The organism is Xanthomonas sp. LMG 12459 (assembly GCF_009192905.1).
Classification (GTDB): domain Bacteria; phylum Pseudomonadota; class Gammaproteobacteria; order Xanthomonadales; family Xanthomonadaceae; genus Xanthomonas_A; species Xanthomonas_A sontii.
This window is the reverse complement of sequence record NZ_NSGT01000004.1, coordinates 106,905-127,735: the sequence shown is the minus strand read 5'-3', so window position 1 is coordinate 127,735 and position 20,831 is coordinate 106,905. Positions and strand designations below refer to the sequence as shown.

Here is a 20,831-nt window from a genome sequence, read left to right as displayed (position 1 = left end):
CAGTTCAATCAGGTGATCCAAGTCACTGGGGATTAAATGGTCTAGATGCATAGTCTCAGGCTAAGGATATTAGTTGGCTGTTGCGCGTGTTTATCGAAGTAAATGCTGCAGTGATTCCAGTAATGCACTAGGGCTCCGTTTAAAGGTGCGACCAAGTTACTGAATATTGTTTCTTTTATTTATTCATTTATATTGCGAAAAATGCTGGCGGCGAGTTGCAGGGTGAGGTTTATAAGATCTGAATGGATCATTCACATCTTTAGATTGGAGGTGAGTCTGAGTCATGCTATCGCGGATTGAAAAGTCTCATTTGATGGTGGGAGTCTTGAGCTTTTGCTTTCTGTTGATGCGCAAAAAAGCTAGGCATTGATCAAGGAATTGAAATTTTAATGGCGGAGCAAGAGAAATATGAACAGCTTGAGAAGGCGCTCAATCAAATTTGCGTCGCAGAAAAAATTCCGTTTTTTCTGAGTAGATCCAGTGATAAGTAAGGCGGTGCTGTCTCTTCTGTGATCGAGCGGGTATTTGCCCCTCTTGGAGGATAGATGCGTTACCTAACCAATCTGGATGTGAGAACCAATCTCGCCGCTGGCCGTGAGGTTGAGCAGTTGTTGCCTGAGCGGCACGAGATGAATCAACTCGTAATTCGTTATATTTCTATTGAGAAGAATAGATCAGGTGGCTGGAAAGTCCGTTTTTGTGAGGTGTTTGATGGCGGAAACCCAGAATTTATTGATGTATACGAGTTTGAGGCGTTAGATCCCGACCTCCCATTTGGAGATGAATGGGTATTTGATTCGATCGAAGGCGCTATGTCCTTCGCGGAAGAGAAATTCGGGGCCGCTAATGATCGTTACGTGAACCGTGGGTTAATCCAGGACGAGTACAAGGATCGTTATCATCCGGAATGGTGATTCCTCCGAGCGCTACTGTGTGTGGATGTTGGCGACGCAGATGCGGTCGGAGATATGCGGGCTGAGGAAACGGCGGCTGGGTCCTGCGGTTCTTGGGCAGGTCGGCGAGGGCCATGTCGTCGTCGGTCAGCATGGTCTGCATCTTCTAGGGGAAGACCTCGGCCACGGCCTTGAGGAAGGTCGCACCTCCGTCTTCCCGGCCCAGTCTTGGAACTCGATCTAGGTGAACTTCGACACCAACTCGATGGCGAAGAACATCACCAGTTCGCCGTCGGTGTGGTGACAGCTCGCGGCTGTCGGTGTGGACATAGCCGATCTCGTAGGTGTTGAGCCGCTTGCGTTGGGCCTTGGTCTCCTGGGCCGGCAGCCAAAAACGTCGTGCCGCTGAATACAGCGACGCAAGGGCGCTGCGGCTGAGGTTGGTGATGGCTTCTCGCGGGCAGCCCAAGACAGTGTCGAGGCAGCAGCGTTTCCTGCCAGAAGGCCACCACCACGATGCCTTCTTCGGCCGGCGTCAGCAACGTGCTCCTCGGAGACTTAGGTCCCATCGGCGCATCGGTCGTCGTGGTCCGCTTACGCCACCTGGTCACCGTCTTGGGGTTCAGGCCGTGGCGGGCGGCAAGGGACCCGGTGATTTCTTTCGACGCTTTGAGCTCAGCTCGAGGACACTGCGTCGTGCGGGCGCTACCGTGAAGAACTTCCCATAGGGCATCCTCTCCTGACGGCTCAGAACTGATGATGCACCATCAGAATCCGGGACTACATATGACCCAAGTCCCTGGTACACATAGTATTTTTTTGGCTTTGGTGGAGCTAGCGCCTTGTGGCTATCCTCCCCTCCGAAACTATCGCCTTACGTCTCTCCTTTGCTAGCGGACAGGCTATCCACGCTAGTTCAAAGCCTTGGCCGCGTGGCTGGTTAGTAGTCCCTTTGAGTCAAACCCACACTGGCACGGCGATCTGCTAACGCTGCAAGTTGCTGAACTATGTCCTTCGAATGTGGGGATGGTCGACATACGACCAAGTTGGCGAGTTGTACCAGTTGCCAACATCGATGTCTCTTGTCGCACTTAGCCACTGGACGCCGTCATCCAGAGCATCCTGCGCCAGACTGTATTTCCCCATGGACAGGTCCTGCTCGAACTTTCGAAGAAAGTCATTCATCGAACGCGCTAATAGAAGGGCTATTCCCCATTCTTGATCTATAAATATGACCTGGCCATAGGTGCCGTTCTCTTCAGGAGACAGGTCAACACAAAGGCGGCAATGGGAAAAGTCGCTTCCAATCACTAAGCGATCCTTTCCGAGTTTCAGCACAGGGCGGATTCCCTTGTCCGCGAATTGGGCAGAAGCTCCTGCATCGTCGTTGCAGGAGATTCTTTCGACCTCGAAAGTCACCGTTGCCACATCCATGAAAGAGAATCCTAGAGCGAAATTTGCTGTGGCATCAGGATTCAAGCCTGCACTTTCGCGATAGACTGCCACGAGATCCTCAGGCAATGGGCGCCCCAACGCTGATTTTAGTGCGTTGATCTCTAGTTCGTTGGCTGCCGGAAGTAGTGCCTTCTCCACTTCTGGTGCAATAACTCTCAAGTGATCGCGGATTCGCTCAAGCATTTCATTCGCCAGGTTAAATTCAATATCTACATATTAATGCGGGACAAGTCTGCTTGCGCAGTAGAACTCCATCGGCACAACAAAAATGATGTGGTAACGCTGTAGTAGTCGGCGTTTCACGTTCAACCTTACGAGATCGCTGTCATGAATGCCATCATGCCTCCGCTGACATTCGCGCTGTTGGAGCAGAAGATCGAGGCTATGCCGGAAGAACCAGTCTCTGCGTTGTCGACGCCGCGCTGGATGCGGGTGCTCAATGCGGTGGGTTGGGTGGGTTCCATGCTCGCGCTGCTGCCTTCGCTGCTGTTGATTTGGCTCGCGCCGCAGCTGTGGATGGTGAGCCTATCGCGGGTGGGATTGGCGCTGACAGTCGCCTTTACACCTTATTTTATTCGCACCGTATGGCTGATCATTTGCGAGTTCTCCAATTCTCGCCGGCAGTGGATCTTGCAGCACGATCATGATGTCGGCGAACTGCGTCAGCTAGTTCAGTGGTTGCTTTTGTATCCACGCGACGTGCTGGAGGACCAATTGCGTTACGCGAAGATGGCACAGGAACGTCTAGCTGCCAAGCTTGGTCTGTTTGTCGGAGGTATGGATAAGCTGGGGCTGCTACCTCTGTGCTTGTCGCTGCTCGTCGTCTTGCGCAACTGGCACGATCTGCTGGCCTTGCCTGCGTGGTTGTCAGTTCTGGCGATGTTCGCGGCCATGCTATGGATGGTCAGCTGGTTGTGCGCTAATTTCCGTCTGCGTCTGCACCTATATGAGAGCGTGCTTGCTGCTGCGATCGCAAATACCGGCGCAGCCAAGGCGGACGTGCCAATTGAGACGGCATCGCCCACCTCGCCGCAGGAGCCACCCGAACCGCATCGCGTCACCAATCTCGACACCCTCGAAGCCCTGTATGGCCAACCCGTCGAGCGCGCGGTGCGCAAGCAACTCGACCACCTGAACGCCGACTACCAAGCGTTCGTGCACGCGTCGCCGTTCGTGGTGCTGGCCTCGGCCGGCGACGAGGGGCTGGACTGCTCGCCGCGCGGCGATGCGCCGGGATTTGTGCAGGTGCTGGATGCGCGCACGCTGGCGCTGCCGGATCGGCCGGGCAACAACCGCGTCGATACCCTGCGCAACCTGCTGCAGGATCCGCGGCTATCGCTGTTGTTCCTGATTCCCGGCATCGGAGAGACCTTGCGCGTGAACGGTCGCGCCGAGATCCGCGTCGATCCGGACCTGCTGGCGCGGTTCGCGGTCGGCGAGCGCTTGCCGCGCAGCGTGATCGTGGTGCATATCGAAGCGGCGTATTTCCATTGTGCCAAGGCGTTCGTGCGCTCGCAGCTGTGGGATCCGACGCGGCACCTGCCGCGCGATCGCCTGCCCAGCCCCGGCACCATGCACGCACACCTGGCCGATGGCGCGTTCGACGCCGAGACCTACGACCGGGAGTTGCCGCAGCGCACCCGGGACGCGCTGTACTAGCTTGACTGGATTGGTATGCGCGTCGCGCCGCGCGCATCACGCTGCGCCGGGTTGAACTGCACGCCGTCGTGTGACGCCGCCACCGATGTCCTTGGTCATGCCACCCTGCTACGGTGCGCCCCTGGTGGAAAGCGGCGGCGACGCCGGTCCGGCGCGCAGCGAACGACAGGGGAGTGTGGATGCGGGAACGTGGGGAACCCTCAGGCGGTTGGGGCGAGTTGCTGCTGGTGGTGGCGGTGGCATTCGGGTTGCCGATCTATTGGAGTGCGCTGGCGGTGCTGGCGCCGGTGGTGGAGCCGTCGTTTTCCGACGCGAACCTGTGGGGCATGGTGTTCTACGAGCTGCTGGTGCTGGCGTTGTTGCTGCCGACGCTGTGGTTCCGCGGCTGGACGCCGCAGGCGCTGGGGCTGCAGTGGCAGGCGCGCGACATCGGCGTTGGCCTGGCGCTGTTGGCCGCCTGTCTGGTGGCGACCTATCCGTTGAATCTGTTGAACGACAGCGTGGCGGCGGAGGTGAATCCGTCGATGGACGCGATGGTGGCCGGGCCGCTGTCGGCGGGCGTGGTGGTGCTGGTCTCGCTGCTCAATCCGATCTTCGAGGAAGTGTTCGTCTGCGCCTACGTGATCCGCGCGCTGGAGCGGCGGCACAGCCCGGCGTTCGCGGTGAACGTGAGCGTGGCGATCCGCGCGTCGTACCACCTCTATCAGGGGCCGGTCGGCACCATCGCCATCGTGGTGATAGGGCTGATCCTGGGCTGGTGGGTGGCGCGCACCGGGCGGCTGTGGCCGGCGATCGTGGCGCATGCCGCGCTGGATTTGCTGGGATTGATGGTCTACGTCTGATGCGCTGGGCGCGCGCCGGCAGGCGGGCGTGCGCCGGCTGGTCGAAGCGTCGGCATGCGCGAGCCCGGCCGCCCATTCCATCGACGACACGGCGTCGGCCACCATGCCTGATCACTCCGGTGCCGGTGGTCGCCCGCCCGTTGGCTGAATTCGCGGCGGCGGACTCACCGAGGCGGTCGCTGGCGTAGACAGCTACATTCCTGAACACGTCGGCGCTTTCGCCGCCGTACGCCACGGCTTACAGTCGAATGACAAGGACGTGTCGCCCGCTGGACAAACGGGGGAAGGTCCGGGGTTCCCGCTGCTCGATCACGTCGGTCACGGCGCAGCGCCGTGTGCGGCGCGCGCCGCGCGGGTCGCAACGCTTTCAGGGGAGAAGCGGGATGGCGTCGACCGAGGATCTGCCAGAACCTCATCCGTTGTTCGAGCTGCTGTCGGGAGAGATCAGCGACCGCGAACTGCGTCGCTGCCTGCGCGTGGTGCGCCTGCACCTGGGCATGGACGTGGCGTTCCTCTCGCGGTTCCGGGAGACCGACCGCGTGCTGGATCACGTGGACGGGCCGCCCGACGGGCCGATCCACGAAGGCCAGATCCTGCCGTTCGCCGACGGCTACTGCATGGGCGTGGTCCGCGGCGAGTTGCCGCAGCTCATTCCGGATACCTCCCTGGTGCCGGCGGCGCAGTGCATCCCGGCGACGTGGCAGATTCCGATCGGCGCGCACATGAGCGTGCCGATCCAGGTGGGCGGGCGCATCTACGGCACGTTGTGCTGTTTCAGTTTCCTGCCGCGGCACGACCTGGGCGAGCGCGACATCGGCATGTTGCGTGCGTTCGCCGAGATCTTCGCGCTGCGCCTGCACGAGGTGGAGGCGCACAAGCTGGAACTGCAGGCGATGATCGACGAGATCGACGGCGCGCTGGCGGCGGGTGCGCCGCGCATCGTGTTCCAGCCGGTGTTCGCGCTGCAGGGGCTGCGCCTGCATGGGTTCGAGTGCCTGTCGCGTTTCGACGTCGTGCCGCAGCGTGGGCCTGCGCAGTGGTTCCAGCAGGCCGAGCTGGCCGGCGTCGGCATCCGCCTGGAGCTGCACGTGCTGGCCAAGGCGCTGGCGTATCTGCGGCGCTTCCCGCCGCAGTACCGGCTCAGCGTGAACATGTCGCCGGAACTGATCATGTCCGCGTCCCTGGCGGGGCTGCTCGGCGACGACACCGAGGTGACGCGCCTGATCCTGGAGATCACCGAGCACGCCATCGTGCGCAACTACCAGGCGCTGGCGCAGGCGCTGGCGCCGCTGCGCGAGCGCGGCGCGCAGGTGGCGGTGGACGATGCCGGCGCCGGCTACGCCAGCATGCGCCACATCCTGCAGTTGCAGCCGGACGTCATCAAGCTCGACATGAGCATCACCCAGTGCATCCATTCCGACCGCAGCCGCCGCGCGCTGGCCAAGGGGCTGACCAACTTCGCCCACGAGATCGGCACGCGGGTGGTGGCCGAAGGTGTGGAGACGGCGCAGGAACTGGACGCGCTGCGCGAGCTGCAGGTCGATCTGGTGCAGGGGTATTTCCTGTCACGGCCGCTGTCGGAGGATGCGGCGCTGGCCCTGGCGCTGTCCGACGCCGGCTGAGCCGCGGGGCGTCGTTGCGGGCGCAGCGCGATCGATGGACGACTTGGCCGATGCAGGCCTGCGGCCGATCACGCGGCGTCCTCTACCACGGCACCACGCGGCCCAGGTAATCCAGGTAGTGCAGGCCACCGCGGCCATGGGCGGCATCGATGGTGTCGAGCAGGGGCGGGATGCTGTCGTCGATGGACAGGCGCGCCTGCGGCCCGCCCATGTCGGTGCGCACCCAGCCGGGCGGCTCGGACTTGATCGCATTGGTGCCGGCCTCGTTCATGGCGGCGCAGCCCGACATGCTGCGCGAGCCTGCTTGCACGTTCGCGCTGCCGGTGGTCACCGAGCCCATCACCGTATCGATGTTGTGGCATCCGCGCCTGGAGCACGATGCGGCGCACCGGTGGCTCCGCGGCCTGTTTCTTTCCGAGTTCCGCTCGCGCGTACCGCTGCGCTGAGTCGCATAGGCCGTTGCTGTCGGGATGCGACATCGGGACTGGTCCGTCGCCGCGGCGATGCCGCACACTTGCCGGCTCAGATCGAAGGCAGGAACAGGCGATGGCACGGCGATACGGATGGAGCGCGATGCTGGTGGGGCTGGTGGCGTTCGCCGCGGCGGCGGCCGGCCCCGCACCCGGCGAATACAGCACCAAGGAAGGCTGGGGCAGCATGCGCGTCACCGACAAGGGCGGCGTACGACAGTTCGACCTGTTGTCGGTCGGCGCCAACGGCCACACCTGCTCGCTGTCGGGCACGCTGCAGGGCGACAAGGCGGAGGTGAACGATGCCGGCGACGTGCCGTGCAAGCTCGCCTTCAAGCCGGTGCCAGGCGGGTTCAACGTGGCCGCGCTGACCGAGGAAAGCTGCCGCGACTATTGCGGCATGCGCGCCAGCTTCGAGGGCGACTACCTGCAGTTGCCGGCCGGCTGCACCGCCGCGGCCAGCAGCCGGCGGCGCGAGGCGTATCTGCAGGACTATCGCGGCAAGCGCTACGACAAGGCGCTTGCCGGCATGCAGGCGTTCGCAGGCGAGTGTGGCGGCTTCCTCAACTGGCTCGATCGCGACCGCTTCGCCAACGACCGCGCCATCACGTTGCTGCGCCTGGGCCGGCCGCAGGAATGCCTGGCGGCGTTGGACGGCACCCTGGCCGGCCGCAGCCGCGACGAGGCCTCGTTCCAGGCGGAACTGGAAAAGCAGAGCACCATGCTGCCGCCCAGCGACTGGGATGCCTACCTGCCGATCGCCAAGTCCACCTGGTTCAACCGCAAGCTGTGCGAGGCGGCCAGGCGCTGACAGACGCTGTGTCGGTGCGGCGCGCCGATGGCCGCTGCACCGGGGCCGTCCGCCGCTGCGAGAGGCGGCGCGGTGGCCGTGGGTGTGCTGCGGTTGGCGTGCGACGCGAGAGACACCCAGGCCCCTGGCGCCGTCCCATGGCCCGCTGGTCGCCGGGGCAGCGTGGCGTCGCCGGTTGCCGTGGCCGCGGGCGACTGCGCATACTTCCGGCGACCAATGGCGCGTTGGACGCCCTGGAGCAAGGATGATCGATCGACTGCGACGCCTGTTGTCCCGCACCTCGCCACGCGGGGCCGATACCGCCCACGAGGCTGCAGGGCCGGAGCCCGCGCCCGACGCGCAGCCGCGCCATACTCTGCAGCAGCTGTTGCTGCAGGTGCTGCAGCGCGAGGGGCATGCGGCGACCCTGCACGACGAGGTGGTCGTGCTCGGCAACGGCCTGCAACTGCTCACCGAACTGGTGGATCTGGCCGAGCTGCGCAAGGGCGTGCGCACGGCCAGCTGCATTCGCGTGCATCACCGCACCCTGTTCCCCGACGGGATCGTCGAGTTCCAGCATTCCATCGGCGAGGACACCGACGCGAGCCTGGCCTCGGGCTTCACGACGTGGGCGCGCACCGATCTGGTGGCGCTGTCGGAGGCGGTGGCCGCGCCGGCCGATGCGCGCTGCATGACGCTGCAGATGGAGTTCCCCGCCTCGGCCACGGCCGAGTCGGCGCTGCGGCGCACGGTGGTGCTGGGGCCGGTGGCGCACATGAATGGCGACGCCGCGCGGGCCGCGGCGGGCGAGGACACCGAACACGCGTTCTGCCCGTGCTGCCTGTTCACCAACAGCCTGGACGCCTTGATGCCGTTGCTGCAGCGGGATCAGCGCATGCTCGGGATCCGCCTGTTCGCCTCGCGCGACGCCGACGGCGAGGTCGCGGCCGATTGCCGGGTCAACGGCGAGGACTTTCCCGACGGCGTGGCCTGCCTGCGCCGTTACGCCGAGACCTGGCCGGCGCTGGGCGCCATGGAATTCCGCAAGCAGTACGCGGTGGTGCGCCTGCCGGAGCAGGTGGTGCCGGACACCGCGCACTGACGCGTCATCGCGCGTCGCCGGAGCGCGCGCTCAGTGTTGTGCAGCGGCGGTTTAGGCCGCCGCAGCGGCATCCGTCGGCGCGCTGGGCAGCGCCGACGCCACGATGCCGTGCAACTGCGCAGCCAGCGCCTTGCGGTCGCTGCCCGGCGCCACCGCGAGCGGTGCGTGGAAGGTCACCCTGACCACCGCACCGGACAGGCGCAGGAAGTGCGCGACGTGCGCACCGGCCTGCATCTCGCCGTAGAAAGCGTAGGCATCGCGATCGCCGCCTTGCGCGATGGGGTGCCCGTCGACGCTGCGCACCTCCAGCGTGAACGGCTGCAGCGTCCACTGCCGCGCGCCCGGGTCGGCACTGAGGAACAGCGAGAACAGGCTGGACTTGAACGGCGCCACACGCTCGCCGGAAGAGGTGGTGCCCTCGGCGAACAGCACCACGTCGTGATCCGGGCGCAGTTGCGCCGCCACGGCGGCGGCCACCGCGGCCGCATCCTGGCGGCGCCGGCTGATGAACACGGTCTGCGCCAGCGCGCCGATGTGGCGCATGCCCGGCCAGCGTTCCATATCGTTCTTGGCAATGAAGCGCGCGCGCAGCAGGCTGCCCAGCACCACGATGTCGAAGTGGGAGATGTGGTTGCCGACGAACAGCGTCCCGCCTGCGTCGCGCGGCGTGCCCACCACCTCGACGCGAATGCCCAACGCGCGCCGCAGGCAGCCGAACCACAGCCGTGGCAGCACGAACGCGGCGCGGCCGCGGGTGACGCGCATCAGCAGCCACTGTGGCGGGATCAGCAGCACGCTGGCCGCGATGCAGACGGCGAGTCGGACGATGGCGCGCACGCGGCCAATCGCGGCGTCTGCAGCATGTCGAGGCGAAGCGGAAGGCATCGGGGTCGCAGGTGAGGGCACGGTCGGCACGCGCGGCGGCGCGCCCTCGGCGATGGTAGCCGAGGCGTGTGTACTTCAGCATCCACGGGCGACCTGCTGGCGGTCCGGCGTGCTGTCTGCTCCGCGCGTCGCGGCTGAAGCCGCTTCCACAGGAACCGGCGATGTGCTGGCTGGGGGCACTGTGGGAGGGACTTCAGTCCCGACTGCTTCCAGGGACGGATGGCTGGCCTGCTTCGTTCGTCGCGGCTGAAGCCGCTCCTGCGAGTCAACCGCGCTCACCGAGCCATGGCAAGTGACTAGCGGTGCGCCGATGCCGCGCCTGCAGAGTCTGCTGAGGTCGCCGGCTCAGCGTGCGCTGTCGCCTGTGTGCAGTCCGCACGCTGTGAGATGGCGAACGACGTCAGCGTCCAGTCATGCATGGATGCTTCCTCAACGCCGTAGATCCACGATTGGCGCAGGCCGTCGATGCAGCTGGCGATGGCGATGCTGTCGCCGGGCGCGCCCTGGTCGGGCAGCGGCAGCGCTACCGGCGCCTGGGTCGGCACGCCGTGCAGCGCACGTGCGTAGGTCAGCACCAGCGGGCCGAGTCGCTCCAGGTTCTGGGCCCGTGCCGGGCCGGCGTCCGATGGCCGATGCTGCGCCAGCCAATCACGCACCTGGCGCCATTCGGGCGTGCCCGCGGCGTAGGTGTTGGTACTGGACACGCGCAGGCTGTCCGGCACGTCCGGCGCGGCGTAAGCCGCCAGCGGCAGCAGGGCGAGCAGCAGCGCGCCCATGCCCCATCGGGCGTGCCGGGGGCGCGTCTGCCCGTTTTCGAACGCCTCATCGCTGCGCTTGCGCATCCGCCCGCTCCCTGCTGGTTGCCGATGGCGCGACGATAGCACCATCGGTGGCCGTGCCTGCCTGCGTGGCCGGGGCATGTCGCCGGCCGCGCTCCCGCTCAGCGTTTGCCCGGGCGATCGGCCAATGAGGCCTGCAGCGCGGTCGCCAATGCCGCGTCGCCGCTGACCAGCGCGCTCCAGCGTAAGTCCAGGCCCTTGCGACGACCTTTCTCGGTGAGCTTCAGGCCGTCCGGGTCCACGGTCAGGGTGTAGTGCACGCCGTCGATCTCCAGTGCGCGGCGCAAGGGTTTGTCGAGCGGGGTCATGCGGCGGCTCCGTTTTCACGATGCGGCGAGGGTAGCGGGGCCAAGGTGATGGAAGGTTCTGCAGGCGTGCCGGATGAAGACGCTCAAGATCGCCACCTACAACGTCAACGGCATCCGCAGCCGCTTGCCGCAACTGCTGCAATGGTTGCAGCGCGAGGCGCCGGACATCGTCGGGCTGCAGGAGCTCAAGAGCGTGGATGCCGGCTTTCCGCTGGCCGAGCTGCATGCCGCCGGCTACGGCGCGGTGTGGATGGGGCAGTCGAGCTGGAACGGCGTGGCGCTGCTGGCCAGAGGCTGCGATCCGGTCGAGAGCCGGCGCGGCCTGCCCGGCGATCCGCGCGACACCCAGAGCCGCTACATCGAGGCGATGGCGCACGGCGTGCTGGTCGGCTGTCTGTACCTGCCCAACGGCAATCCGCGCCCGGGTCCGAAGTTCGACTACAAGCTGGACTGGTTCGCGCGGCTGCAGCGGCATGCGCAGCACCTGGTGGCGCTGCCGCATCCGGTCGCCTTGATCGGCGACTTCAACGTGGTGCCCACCGATGCGGACATCTACAACCCGGCCTCATGGCGGCGCGATGCGCTGCTGCAACCGGAAAGCCGCCAGGCCTATGCAGAACTGCTGGCGCAGGGCTGGACCGACAGCCTGCGCCAGGTGCACGGCGAGCGCCGCGTGTACACGTTCTGGGATTATTTCCGCCAGCACTGGCAGCGCGATGCCGGGCTGCGCATCGACCACCTGCTGCTGAATCCACCGCTGGCCGCGCGCCTGCGCGACGCCGGCGTGGACCGCTGGGTGCGCGACCTGCCGCATGCCAGCGACCATGCGCCGACCTGGGTCGCTCTGGGCGCGGCGCCGGCCCGCGGTGCAGCTGCGTCGCCGGCGAAGCCGAAGCGCGGTGACGCGGGCGCTGAAGGAAACACGAAGGGCGCCAAGGCGAAGAAGACCACACGCACCTCCGCATCTGGCGCGCCGTCGCGGGCGGAGAAGGCGGCAGCGCGGACCAAGGGCAAGGGTAAGACGACGGCCACGACCAAGGCGAAGTCGACGACGCCAGCGCCGGCAACAAAAAAGAAAGGCGCAACACAAACGGCAACCGCCAAGACGCCGAAAGCGCGCAAGCCGCGCGCTGCCACTACGGTGCCGCCGACGCCCTCGCGCGGTGGCAAACACCGCAAACCACCCCTTCTCCCACCGGGAGAAGGTGGCGCGTAGCGCCGGATGAGGGTGCGGCAGAATCGGAAAGACGCAGTTTCCCGCTATGTCGCCGCGCGGTGTGACCGACGTGGCGGCACGGCTTCCCTTACTTCAACATCTCGGTAAACGCGCGATCGGCCTCGATCACGTCCGGCAGCGCGGCGAACAGCGCGTCCAGGTCCACGTCGTCCAGCAGCGGGCCGGTCACCGCCTGCCGCGCCTGGTCGTTGGCGCCGCCGTGGCGCTCCAGCGCGTCGGCGACCAGCGCCGCCTGGGCGACGACCTTCGGCATCGGCTCGCCTTCCGGGGCCTGCAGCGGCCGCGCCTGGAAGGCGATGGCGCTCTGGATCACCTGCGGCAGATGCCAGCGCCGCGCCAGCTCGGCGCCCACTTCCGGGTAGCCGAAGCCCAGTTGCACGGTCTCGTCGGCGGCACGGCCGCTGGAGGAGGCGTCCGGGTGCAGTTGCGCGGCGTAGTCGGGCGCGCCGGTCTGGATCAGCAGTTCGCCGATGTTGTGCATCATGCCGCAGGTGAAGGCGGTCTCCGCGTCCAGGCCCTTCTGCCGCGCCAGCAGCCGGCACACGCCGGCCACTTCGAAGCTGTGCAGCCAGAACGCGCGCAGGTCGAAATGCGCCGGGGCATGGAACGCGCCGGTCACCGAGGAGGCCAGCACCAGGGTGCGCAAGGTATTGAAGCCCAGGCGCAGCGCCGCGTCTTCCACCGTGGTGGAGTCGCGCGCGCCGCGGAAGCGCGCCGAATTGGCCAGCCGCAGCACCTTGGCCGCGATCACCGGGTCCCGCTCGATGTTGCGCGCCACCGCGTCCAGGCTGGTGCCCGGCGCATCGAACTGCAGGATCAGGTCCTGCGCCACCTGGGGAATGGTCGGCAGGGTGTGCAACTGGTCGAACAGCGCCTCTAGCTTCATGGGGACCCTCGGAACGAAACGGGAGGCGGCAGGACCGGAAGCCGGCCGCGCCGCCACGGTGGCGGAATGCGCGCATCCTACCGATTCGCGATGGCCGGCGTGTGGAAGACCGGTCCCGCGGCGACGGCCGCGCCCTGGTGCAGCGGAGCGCGCGGCTCAGCCGGCGCTGCGCACGCGCAGGGTCAGGCCCTTGAGGAAGTTGCGCAGCAACTGGTCGCCGCACAGGCGGAAATTCTTGTGCTCCGGCTGCCGGAACAGCGCCGACAGTTCCGGCTTGGACACCGGGAAACCGGCGGCGTCGAAAATCTGGTGCATGTCCACGTCCTTGAGCTGGAACGCCACGCGCAGCTTCTTCAGCACCACGTTGTTGGTGATGCGCGCTTCCACCGGGCGCGGCGGCAGGCTCTCGTCGCGGCCGCGGTAGTGGAACACCAGCCCGTCCAGCACATGCGCCAGCACCGCGTCGCTGCATTCGACGAAGCCGTCTTCGTCCTCCTTCTTCAGCCACGCCGGGATCTGCGCCTTGTCGATCGGGAATGCGGGATCGGCGAGGTGCGCCAGATCGACGATCTTCTGGTCGCTCAGGTCGAGCATGTAGCGGATGGAGCGCAGGATGTCGTTGTTGAGCATGGCGGGTGTGGGAGTGCGGGAGGCCCGGCGAGGGGCGCTAGTCTAGGCGCTGGCCCGCATCGGCGCGTAGACCGCGCAGGCCCGGGCCATGGCTGCGGTTCACCGAGGGTGTGCACGCGGCGCGGTTGCATCCGCGGGCGCATGCGCCATCATCCATGCATGGACCATTCGATTCCCAAGCCGAGCGCGGTGTCCGCGCTGAATCCGCGCCAGGAGCAACTGGTGGCGCTGGTGCGCCAGCAGGGCTATGCCGAGGTGGAAGGGCTGGCGGCGCGCTTCGAGGTGACGCCGCAGACCATCCGCCGCGACCTGACCCTGCTGTGCGAGGCCGGCGTGCTGCGCCGCTACCACGGTGGGGTAAGCCTGCCGTCCAGCGTGGAGAACCTGGCCTACACGGCGCGCAAGTCGCTGCAGGCGCAGGAGAAGCGGCGCATCGCCACGCTGCTGGCGCAGCACATTCCCGACGATGCCTCGCTGTTCATCAACATCGGCACCACCAACGAGGACGTGGCGCGCGCGCTGATGGGCCATAGCGGCCTGCGCGTAATCACCAACAACCTCAACGTCGCGGTGATGATGAGCGCCAACCCCAGCTTCGAGGTGATGGTGGCCGGCGGGCGCGTGCGCGGCCGCGACCAGGGCGTCACCGGCGAGGCGACCATCGAGCTGATCCGCCAGTTCAAGGTGGATTTCGGCGTGATCGGCATCTCCGGCATCGACCCCGACGGCACCCTGCTGGATTTCGACTTCCACGAGGTGCGGGTGGCGCAGGCGATCATCGAGCACTCGCGGCAGGTGTTCCTGGCTGCCGACCACAGCAAGCTCGGCCGCAACGCCATGGTCCGGCTGGGGCCGATCGGGCGGGTGCACGCCTGGTTCACCGATCGCGCGCCGCCGGCCGAGCTGGCCGCGGTGCTGGAGGCGGCCGGCACCCGCGTGTTCGTCGCCGAGGGCGATGCGGCCGACCAGGGTGCGCCGGCGCTGGACGCGGCCGCGGACTGAACGAGGTCGGCCTTGCCGCCGCCGGGGTGACCACAGGGCGTGTGTTCGGATTGTTTCGTTAATGTTGCGTGATGTGGCGCGGTCATCGCGCCGCAGCGGCCCCGCGCGACCACCTGGCTGTCTATGAGCTAAGCCGCTGGCCGGTTACGGCCGGTTTGCAGGATGCCGTCAACGCCACGCTGCAGTGCAGCGTGATATGTTCGAAAATGTTCGTTTACGATCTTTTCGTCCTCAGTTCTGCGCTCGGCCACTGTTGCCGAGCCGGACACGACACTTCCGGAGTCGGCTATGCGTGAGACCTACGATGTGCTGGTGGTCGGTGGCGGCATCAACGGCGTGGGCATCGCCCGCGACGCGGTGGGCCGCGGCCTATCGGTGTGCCTGTGCGAGCGCGACGACCTGGCCGCGCATACTTCAAGCGCCAGCACCAAGCTAATCCATGGCGGCCTGCGCTACCTGGAGCAGTACGAGTTCGCCCTGGTCGGCAAGGCCCTGGCCGAGCGCGAGGTGCTGCTGCGGCTGGCTCCGCACATCATCTGGCCGCTGCGCTTCCTGCTGCCGCACCAGCCGCACCTGCGCCCGGCGTGGATGATCCGCACCGGCCTGTTCCTGTACGACCACCTCGGCCGCGGCCGCCGCACCCTGCCGGGCTCGCGGCGCCTGGCGCTGCGCACCCATCCGGTGGGCGCGCCGCTGCGCGAGGAGTTCCGCACCGGTTTCGTCTATTCCGACGCCTGGGTGCAGGACGCGCGGCTGGTGGTGCTCAATGCGATGGACGCCGCCCAGCGCGGCGCGCGCATCCTCACCCGCACCCGCTGCGTCGGCGCACGCCGCGTCGATGGTGTGTGGCAGGTGCAACTGCAGCACGCAGACGGCCGCCGCGAAGAACTGCGCGCGCGGTCGCTGGTCAACGCCGCCGGGCCGTGGGCGGTGCAGTTCCTGGACGAGGTGGCGCACGTCGGCCACGACCACGCGCTGCGCCTGGTCAAGGGCAGCCACATCGTGGTGCCGCGGCTGTTCGAGCACGACCACGCCTACATCTTCCAGCAGCCGGACCGGCGCATCGTCTTCGCCATTCCCTACGAGCAGGACTACACCCTGATCGGCACCACCGACGTCGACTACCACGCCGACCCAGCCGCACCGCGCATCGACGGCGAGGAGACGCGTTATCTGTGCGAGGCGGCCAACCGCTACTTCCGCAAGCAGATCGCCCCGGACGACGTGGTGTGGAGCTACAGCGGCGTGCGCCCGCTGCTCGACGACGAGGAGGACAACGCTGCCGAGGTCACCCGCGACTACCTGCTGGAACTGGACACGCGCGATGGTGCGGCCCTGCTCAATGTGTTCGGCGGCAAGCTCACCACCTACCGCAAGCTCGCCGAGGAGGCGGTGGACCGGCTGACCGCGCATGCCGGGCGCAAGGTGCCGGCCTGGACCGCGCACGGTGCGCCGCTGCCGGGCGGCGAGCGCAGCGACATCGCCACGCTGGCGCGCGAGTTGCGTACGGCGCGGCCGTGGCTGCCCGAGGCCACCGCGCAGCGGCTGGCGCGCAACTACGGCACCCGCGCGGACACACTGCTGGGCGATGCCGCCTCGCTGCAGGACCTGGGCCAGCACTTCGGCGCCGACCTGTACCAGGCCGAGGTCGACTACCTGCGCGAGCACGAATGGGTGGTGGAGGCCGAGGACCTGCTGTGGCGGCGCAGCAAGCTCGGCCTGCGCGTGGATGCCGCCGGCCGCCAGCGCCTGGTCGCCTACCTGCAACAGGCGCCGGCCACCCTGGCCGCGGCACCGGCATGATCAAAACGCTGCCGCCGGCCCGGTTCGGGCCGCGGCGGCGCGTGCACAATCGCGCTGCGCCCGGCCCCCGCCGCGGCGCAGGAACCTGGACGCAACCGTGGAGGGTGGCAGGCATGGGTGGATCGACAGCGGCAACGACGGCAGGCCGGGAGGCATGGGCATGAGCCGGCAACTGGTGGGCGAACTGATTTCCGAGGCGATCGCGATGCTGATCATCATCGCCTTCGGCTGTTCGGTGGCGTGCATGTACGTGCTCTACGACCCCAGCCCCTACCAGCACGCCTACTGGGGCGTGTGCATCGCCTGGGGCCTGGCGGTGACCATCGCCATCTACGTCACCGGCTCGGTGTCCGGCACCCACGCCAATCCGGCGGTGACCCTGGCGCTGGCGCTGTATCGCGGGTTTCCCTGGCCCAAGGTGCTGCCGTACTGGGTGGCGCAGGTAATCGGTGCGTTTCTCGGCGCGTGGATCGTCTACCTGCTGTTCGCGCCAGTGATCGACCACTACAACCAGGCCCAGCATCTCACCCGCGCCGGCGGCGGCGCGGCCGGGGTGTTCTTCACCGCGCCGGGCCTGGCGATCACGCCGATGCACGCGCTGCGCGACCAGGTGATCCTGACCGCGTTCCTGATCTTCGGCATCTTCGCCATCACCGAGCGCTACAACGAGGCCGCTCCCACCGCAAACTCCGGTGCGCTGATCATCGGCCTGCTGGTGGCCACCATCGGCGCCTCGATGGGCTATCTGGAAGCCTGGGCGATCAATCCGGCCCGCGATTTCGGCCCGCGCCTGTTCGCCTACGTCGCCGGCTGGGGCTCCTCGGCGCTGCCGTCGGCCGACAACTACTGGTGGATCCCGATCGTCGGCCCGCTGATCGGTGGCGTGATCGGCGGTGCCGCCTACCAGTGGCTGATCTATCCGTTCCTGCCGGCGCGGGTGAAAGCGCTGGAGGAAGAACAGGCCGCCGCGCGCCGCGGCTAGCGCGCCGGCAGTGCCTTCGTTTCCGCGCGCTGCGCGCGCGTCCCCATTCCCCGTTGGCGCCGCGCCCGTGCGCGCGGCGTGCATCCTGCAGGAGTCTCCGATGGAAAAGCAGTTCATCCTGGCCATCGACCAGGGCACCACCAGTTCGCGCGCGATCCTGTTCGACCGCCAGGGCCGCATCGTCGGCATGGCCCAGCGCGAGTTCTCGCAGATCTTCCCGCAGCCGGGCTGGGTCGAGCACAACCCGCGCGAGATCATGACCAGCGTCTACACCACGATCACCGAACTGCTCAACAACCACCAGGTGGACGCCAGCGCGATCGCCGGCATCGGCATCACCAACCAGCGTGAGACCGCGGTGGTATGGGACCGCGCCACCGGCCAGCCGATCTACAACGCCATCGTCTGGCAGTCGCGGCAGACCAAGGACATCTGCGACCAGCTCAAGGCCGACGGTCACGAGGACATGGTGCGGGCCAAGACCGGCCTGCTGATCGATGCGTACTTCTCCGGCACCAAGGTCAAGTGGATCCTCGATCACGTCGAGGGCGCGCGCGAACGCGCGCAGCGCGGCGAACTGGCCTTCGGCACCATCGACAGCTGGCTGATCTGGAACCTCACCGGCGGCAAGGTCCACGTCACCGACTACACCAACGCCTCGCGCACGCTGCTGTACAACATCCATGAGTTGCGCTGGGACGAGGAACTGCTGCAACTGCTCGACATCCCCACCTCGATGCTGCCGGAGGTGCGCTCGTCCAGCGAGATCTACGGCAACACCCAGGGCCAGTATTTCTACGGGCATGCGGTGCCGATCGCGGGCATCGCCGGCGACCAGCAGGCGGCGCTGTTCGGCCAAGCCTGCTTCGAACCGGGCATGGCCAAGAACACCTACGGCACCGGCTGTTTCATGCTGATGAACACAGGCGAGAAGGCGGTGGCGTCGAAGAACGGCCTGCTCACCACCATTGCCTGGGGCGTGGACGGCAAGGTCGAGTACGCGCTGGAAGGCGCGATCTTCGTCGCCGGCTCGGTGGTGCAATGGCTGCGCGACGGCCTGCGCATGCTCGGCAAGGCCAGCGACTCGCAGGCCTACGCCGAGCGCGCCGGCGACAACGACGGCGTGTACTTCGTGCCGGCCTTCGTCGGCCTGGGCGCGCCGTACTGGCGCAGCGACATCCGTGGCGCGGTGTTCGGCCTGACCCGCGGTACGACCAAGGAACATTTCATTCGCGCGGCGATCGAATCGATGGCGTACCAGACGCGCGACGTGCTGACCGCGATGCAGGTCGATTCGGGCATCGAACTGAAGGAACTGCGCGCCGATGGCGGCGCCATCGCCAACGACTTCATGGCGCAGTTCCAGAGCGACATCCTGGACGTGCCGGTGCTGCGCCCGGAGGTGGCCGAGACCACCGCGCTGGGCGCGGCCTACTTGGCCGGCCTGGCCACCGGCTTCTGGAAGGACCGTGCGGAGATCGCCCAGCAATGGGCGGTGGACCGTCGTTTCGAGCCGGACATGCCGGCCGAGCGTCGCGAAGCGCTGTATGCCGGCTGGCAGCAGGCGGTGGAGGCGACGATGGGGTTCCGGATTCGCTGAGGCGAGCAAAACACGTAGGCGTGGCTTCAACCGCGATCGGGCGTTCCTGGGAAAGTCTGGTCGCGGCTGAAGCCGCTCCTGCGACGGTGGATTCTCTCCGCCCAGCGATGGTTCAGACGTATTGCGTCGGTCCGTGCGGACCCGGCACCGGGGCGTCGCCGACCGGGTCCTGGATCGGCGGGATGGTCGGATCGGTCGGCTGGTCGGGGATCGGATCGATCGGGCGGTCCGGGGTCGGATCCACGCCCGGATTCGGCACCTGGCCCGGCACCTCGTTCGGCGGCTGCTGCGGGTCCTGGCCAGGATTGGGGGATTGCATGTGCATGAGCCTCTCCGTGCGATGGCGCTCCAGCGTGCGCGCCATGGCAGCGCGTGCGGGTGAAGCGCATGCCAAGGACGGATGAAAGACGGGCCGATGCGTGCGCCTTGCCATCGCGATTGGCACGCTCGCCGCTGGCGCCGACTCCAGCGCTCCGGCATGCTGGCGCCGCATGCGCCACTACGACCTGGTCATCTTCGATTTCGACGGCACCCTGGCCGACTCGTTTCCCTGGTTCCTGGCGACCATCAACGGCGTCGCCGACGAATTCGGCTTCCGCCGCTTCGACGTGGCGCGGCTGGATGAGATCCGCAGCCTGAGTGCCCGCGAGCTGATGGCGCGCAGCGGCCTGCGGTGGTGGCGGGTGCCGGCGGTGGCGCAACGCATGCGCACGCTGATGAGCGTGCAGATCGAGCGCATCGCGCTGTTCGACGGCGTCGCCGAGTTGCTCGCGCAGTTGGCGCAGGCCGGCGTGCAGCTGGCCCTGGTCACGTCCAACAGCCACGCCAACGTCGCGCGCGTGTTCGGCCCGGCGCTGCTCGCGCAGTTCCGCGACGTGCGCTGCGGCGCGGCGGTGCTGGGCAAGCGCCGCAAGTTGCGCGCCAGCCTGCGTGCCTGCGGCGTTCCCGCCGCGCGGGCGCTGTGCGTGGGCGACGAGATCCGCGATGCCGAGGCCGCGCGCCAGGCCGGCATTGCGTTTGCCGGCGTGGCCTGGGGCTACACCTTGCCGGCGGCTTTGCAGCCGCACACGCCGCTGCCGTTGCTGCAGCGGCCGGACGCGCTGCGCGCGCTGGTGCTTGGTCCTGGTGACCGCACGCAGCCGCCTGCGCTGCAGGCAGATGCGTGCGGTACCTGCGCTGCCATGGGTAGCGACGCCTGATGTGGCTGCCCGACGCGATTTCCTGGGCAGCGCCGCGCTGCTGATCGGCGCGTTGTATCGCATGGGCGCCGCCAGGTGACGGACCTGCTGGAGTCTTCGTTCCGTGAGCAGGCGTTTCCGGGCGAGCACGGGCCGTTGCGTGGCAGCGACCTGACCGTGGTCAGGCGATCCAGGCAGACCATCGAAAGCAGCGACGGCCACTTGTATTCGATCGCACCCGGTGCCGCGCTGCAGACCGCCGACGCGTTCTGGTACTGCGTCGGGCCGGGACCGAGCGGGTTCCTGGCCATTCCGGTGGTGACGTCCGGCTTCGGCAAGGCGCAGGTGCATTGGATCGTGCGGCCGATGATCGAGGGGTGCATGCGCGTGGCGCTGCAGTTCGACCGCAAGGCGACCCGCCTGGCCTTCGGCACGCGGTCGGCTGCGCGCTGAGTCCAACGACCCGAGCGAGGCAGCCAGGCGCGCACGGCGCGAAGGGACCTGTCGATCGCGTCCTCGCGCCGCCCCTTTATCCTCGGCGTGCCCGGTGGCATGCGCCATGACCGACGCCGCGGAATCCAGGGGCGCATCGAGTGCCATCGGGCCTCGGCCCCGCCATGCGCCGGCTGGCTCGGCCGGACGCCGAGC

At 67.1% G+C, this 20,831-nt stretch carries 22 protein-coding genes and 1 pseudogene; 14 read left to right on the top strand and 9 right to left on the bottom strand.

Annotated features, from left to right (window positions below; translation table 11 throughout):
- Positions 1-545 precede the first annotated feature (545 nt).
- Positions 546-914 (top strand): hypothetical protein, encoded by a 369-nt coding sequence (locus CEK65_RS01440; protein ID WP_152180528.1) that lies wholly within the window; start codon positions 546-548, stop codon positions 912-914.
- A 27-nt stretch (positions 915-941) separates the two neighbouring features.
- Here the strand turns inward: CEK65_RS01440 and CEK65_RS21095 are convergent.
- A pseudogene (locus CEK65_RS21095) lies at positions 942-1,651 on the bottom strand (IS481 family transposase); the annotation flags it as partial.
- Positions 1,652-1,898: 247 nt separating this feature from the next.
- Positions 1,899-2,531: an SMI1/KNR4 family protein gene (locus CEK65_RS01435; RefSeq protein ID WP_152180527.1), complete on the bottom strand. Its 633-nt coding sequence runs from the start codon at positions 2,529-2,531 to the stop codon at positions 1,899-1,901.
- Between the two features lie 144 nt (positions 2,532-2,675).
- Here CEK65_RS01435 and CEK65_RS21090 point away from each other — a divergent pair, with 144 nt between their 5' ends.
- From CEK65_RS21090 to CEK65_RS01420, 3 genes are all read left to right on the top strand, one after another.
- A complete protein-coding gene (locus tag CEK65_RS21090; protein WP_226980435.1) occupies positions 2,676-4,007 on the top strand; it encodes a pyridoxamine 5'-phosphate oxidase family protein in 1,332 nt (443 codons plus the stop codon).
- A 179-nt stretch (positions 4,008-4,186) separates the two neighbouring features.
- The gene (locus CEK65_RS01425) at positions 4,187-4,849 is read left to right on the top strand and encodes a CPBP family intramembrane glutamic endopeptidase (protein WP_043094427.1); all 663 of its coding nucleotides are present in this window, start codon (positions 4,187-4,189) and stop codon (positions 4,847-4,849) included.
- Between the two features lie 383 nt (positions 4,850-5,232).
- On the top strand, positions 5,233-6,471 hold the full coding sequence (locus CEK65_RS01420) for an EAL domain-containing protein (protein ID WP_152180526.1): 1,239 nt from the start codon (positions 5,233-5,235) through the stop codon (positions 6,469-6,471).
- An 82-nt stretch (positions 6,472-6,553) separates the two neighbouring features.
- Here CEK65_RS01420 and CEK65_RS01415 read toward each other — a convergent pair whose 3' ends face one another.
- Complete coding sequence (locus CEK65_RS01415) at positions 6,554-6,742, bottom strand: hypothetical protein (RefSeq protein WP_223875653.1); 189 nt, start codon at positions 6,740-6,742, stop codon at positions 6,554-6,556.
- Between CEK65_RS01415 and CEK65_RS20910 the strand changes: the two genes are divergently transcribed.
- From CEK65_RS20910 to CEK65_RS01405, 3 genes are all read left to right on the top strand, one after another.
- Positions 6,741-6,917, top strand: coding sequence for a hypothetical protein (locus CEK65_RS20910; RefSeq protein ID WP_017916390.1), 177 nt, complete (start codon positions 6,741-6,743; stop codon positions 6,915-6,917). The two genes, CEK65_RS01415 and CEK65_RS20910, sit on opposite strands and share 2 nt — an antisense overlap.
- Before the next feature lie 100 nt (positions 6,918-7,017).
- Positions 7,018-7,752, top strand: coding sequence for a hypothetical protein (locus CEK65_RS01410; RefSeq protein WP_193314656.1), 735 nt, complete (start codon positions 7,018-7,020; stop codon positions 7,750-7,752).
- 244 nt (positions 7,753-7,996) lie between these two features.
- A complete protein-coding gene (locus CEK65_RS01405) occupies positions 7,997-8,833 on the top strand; it encodes a DUF6348 family protein (protein WP_152180525.1) in 837 nt (278 codons plus the stop codon).
- A 51-nt stretch (positions 8,834-8,884) separates the two neighbouring features.
- Here CEK65_RS01405 and CEK65_RS01400 read toward each other — a convergent pair whose 3' ends face one another.
- From CEK65_RS01400 to CEK65_RS01385, 3 genes are all read right to left on the bottom strand, one after another.
- On the bottom strand, positions 8,885-9,670 hold the full coding sequence (locus CEK65_RS01400) for a lysophospholipid acyltransferase family protein (RefSeq protein ID WP_152180524.1): 786 nt from the start codon (positions 9,668-9,670) through the stop codon (positions 8,885-8,887).
- Positions 9,671-10,014: 344 nt separating this feature from the next.
- The gene (locus tag CEK65_RS01390) at positions 10,015-10,560 is read right to left on the bottom strand and encodes a hypothetical protein (protein ID WP_226980434.1); all 546 of its coding nucleotides are present in this window, start codon (positions 10,558-10,560) and stop codon (positions 10,015-10,017) included.
- A 98-nt stretch (positions 10,561-10,658) separates the two neighbouring features.
- A complete protein-coding gene (locus CEK65_RS01385; protein ID WP_017907475.1) occupies positions 10,659-10,865 on the bottom strand; it encodes a hypothetical protein in 207 nt (68 codons plus the stop codon).
- Between the two features lie 73 nt (positions 10,866-10,938).
- On the opposite strand from CEK65_RS01385, the gene CEK65_RS01380 reads away from it, so the two are divergent.
- On the top strand, positions 10,939-12,081 hold the full coding sequence (locus CEK65_RS01380; RefSeq protein ID WP_152180522.1) for an exodeoxyribonuclease III: 1,143 nt from the start codon (positions 10,939-10,941) through the stop codon (positions 12,079-12,081).
- Between the two features lie 88 nt (positions 12,082-12,169).
- On the opposite strand, the gene CEK65_RS01375 is transcribed toward CEK65_RS01380, so the two are convergent.
- Together CEK65_RS01375 and CEK65_RS01370 are read right to left on the bottom strand one after the other, a co-directional pair.
- Positions 12,170-12,988 carry an HDOD domain-containing protein gene (locus CEK65_RS01375; protein ID WP_017913176.1) on the bottom strand — a complete coding sequence of 273 codons (819 nt, stop codon included), beginning with the start codon at positions 12,986-12,988 and terminating at the stop codon, positions 12,170-12,172.
- 156 nt (positions 12,989-13,144) lie between these two features.
- Complete coding sequence (locus CEK65_RS01370) at positions 13,145-13,618, bottom strand: DUF1456 family protein (protein ID WP_017907478.1); 474 nt, start codon at positions 13,616-13,618, stop codon at positions 13,145-13,147.
- A 141-nt stretch (positions 13,619-13,759) separates the two neighbouring features.
- On the opposite strand from CEK65_RS01370, the gene CEK65_RS01365 reads away from it, so the two are divergent.
- The 4 genes from CEK65_RS01365 (at position 13,760) to glpK (ending at position 19,005) form a co-directional block, all read left to right on the top strand.
- Complete coding sequence (locus CEK65_RS01365) at positions 13,760-14,620, top strand: DeoR family transcriptional regulator (protein ID WP_051067875.1); 861 nt, start codon at positions 13,760-13,762, stop codon at positions 14,618-14,620.
- Positions 14,621-14,908: 288 nt separating this feature from the next.
- Entirely contained in the window at positions 14,909-16,423 is a 1,515-nt protein-coding gene (glpD, locus tag CEK65_RS01360; protein WP_152180521.1) for a glycerol-3-phosphate dehydrogenase, read from the top strand.
- A 160-nt stretch (positions 16,424-16,583) separates the two neighbouring features.
- A complete protein-coding gene (locus tag CEK65_RS01355; RefSeq protein WP_017916383.1) occupies positions 16,584-17,405 on the top strand; it encodes an MIP/aquaporin family protein in 822 nt (273 codons plus the stop codon).
- 100 nt (positions 17,406-17,505) lie between these two features.
- The gene (gene glpK, locus CEK65_RS01350) at positions 17,506-19,005 is read left to right on the top strand and encodes a glycerol kinase GlpK (protein ID WP_152180520.1); all 1,500 of its coding nucleotides are present in this window, start codon (positions 17,506-17,508) and stop codon (positions 19,003-19,005) included.
- Positions 19,006-19,117: 112 nt separating this feature from the next.
- On the opposite strand, the gene CEK65_RS01345 is transcribed toward glpK, so the two are convergent.
- Positions 19,118-19,330 (bottom strand): hypothetical protein, encoded by a 213-nt coding sequence (locus CEK65_RS01345; protein ID WP_226980433.1) that lies wholly within the window; start codon positions 19,328-19,330, stop codon positions 19,118-19,120.
- Positions 19,331-19,496: 166 nt separating this feature from the next.
- On the opposite strand from CEK65_RS01345, the gene CEK65_RS01340 reads away from it, so the two are divergent.
- Together CEK65_RS01340 and CEK65_RS01335 are read left to right on the top strand one after the other, a co-directional pair.
- The gene (locus CEK65_RS01340) at positions 19,497-20,204 is read left to right on the top strand and encodes an HAD hydrolase-like protein (RefSeq protein WP_152180518.1); all 708 of its coding nucleotides are present in this window, start codon (positions 19,497-19,499) and stop codon (positions 20,202-20,204) included.
- 75 nt (positions 20,205-20,279) lie between these two features.
- Positions 20,280-20,636: a hypothetical protein gene (locus CEK65_RS01335; protein WP_226980432.1), complete on the top strand. Its 357-nt coding sequence runs from the start codon at positions 20,280-20,282 to the stop codon at positions 20,634-20,636.
- Positions 20,637-20,831: the final 195 nt, after the last annotated feature.

Excerpts from the sequence above, each read along its gene's own strand:
- CEK65_RS01440 (WP_152180528.1), top strand. The coding sequence starts at position 546 with ATGCGTTACCTAACCAATCTGGATGTGAGAACCAATCTCGCCGCTGGC.
- CEK65_RS01435 (WP_152180527.1), bottom strand. The coding sequence starts at position 2,531 with ATGCTTGAGCGAATCCGCGATCACTTGAGAGTTATTGCACCAGAAGTG.
- CEK65_RS21090 (WP_226980435.1), top strand. The coding sequence starts at position 2,676 with ATGAATGCCATCATGCCTCCGCTGACATTCGCGCTGTTGGAGCAGAAG.
- CEK65_RS01425 (WP_043094427.1), top strand. The coding sequence starts at position 4,187 with ATGCGGGAACGTGGGGAACCCTCAGGCGGTTGGGGCGAGTTGCTGCTG.
- CEK65_RS01420 (WP_152180526.1), top strand. The coding sequence starts at position 5,233 with ATGGCGTCGACCGAGGATCTGCCAGAACCTCATCCGTTGTTCGAGCTG.
- CEK65_RS20910 (WP_017916390.1), top strand. The coding sequence starts at position 6,741 with ATGGCGGCGCAGCCCGACATGCTGCGCGAGCCTGCTTGCACGTTCGCG.
- CEK65_RS01415 (WP_223875653.1), bottom strand. The coding sequence starts at position 6,742 with ATGAACGAGGCCGGCACCAATGCGATCAAGTCCGAGCCGCCCGGCTGG.
- CEK65_RS01410 (WP_193314656.1), top strand. The coding sequence starts at position 7,018 with ATGGCACGGCGATACGGATGGAGCGCGATGCTGGTGGGGCTGGTGGCG.
- CEK65_RS01405 (WP_152180525.1), top strand. The coding sequence starts at position 7,997 with ATGATCGATCGACTGCGACGCCTGTTGTCCCGCACCTCGCCACGCGGG.
- CEK65_RS01390 (WP_226980434.1), bottom strand. The coding sequence starts at position 10,560 with ATGCGCAAGCGCAGCGATGAGGCGTTCGAAAACGGGCAGACGCGCCCC.
- CEK65_RS01385 (WP_017907475.1), bottom strand. The coding sequence starts at position 10,865 with ATGACCCCGCTCGACAAACCCTTGCGCCGCGCACTGGAGATCGACGGC.
- CEK65_RS01380 (WP_152180522.1), top strand. The coding sequence starts at position 10,939 with ATGAAGACGCTCAAGATCGCCACCTACAACGTCAACGGCATCCGCAGC.
- CEK65_RS01375 (WP_017913176.1), bottom strand. The coding sequence starts at position 12,988 with ATGAAGCTAGAGGCGCTGTTCGACCAGTTGCACACCCTGCCGACCATT.
- CEK65_RS01370 (WP_017907478.1), bottom strand. The coding sequence starts at position 13,618 with ATGCTCAACAACGACATCCTGCGCTCCATCCGCTACATGCTCGACCTG.
- CEK65_RS01365 (WP_051067875.1), top strand. The coding sequence starts at position 13,760 with ATGCGCCATCATCCATGCATGGACCATTCGATTCCCAAGCCGAGCGCG.
- glpD (WP_152180521.1), top strand. The coding sequence starts at position 14,909 with ATGCGTGAGACCTACGATGTGCTGGTGGTCGGTGGCGGCATCAACGGC.
- CEK65_RS01355 (WP_017916383.1), top strand. The coding sequence starts at position 16,584 with ATGAGCCGGCAACTGGTGGGCGAACTGATTTCCGAGGCGATCGCGATG.
- glpK (WP_152180520.1), top strand. The coding sequence starts at position 17,506 with ATGGAAAAGCAGTTCATCCTGGCCATCGACCAGGGCACCACCAGTTCG.
- CEK65_RS01345 (WP_226980433.1), bottom strand. The coding sequence starts at position 19,330 with ATGCACATGCAATCCCCCAATCCTGGCCAGGACCCGCAGCAGCCGCCG.
- CEK65_RS01340 (WP_152180518.1), top strand. The coding sequence starts at position 19,497 with ATGCGCCACTACGACCTGGTCATCTTCGATTTCGACGGCACCCTGGCC.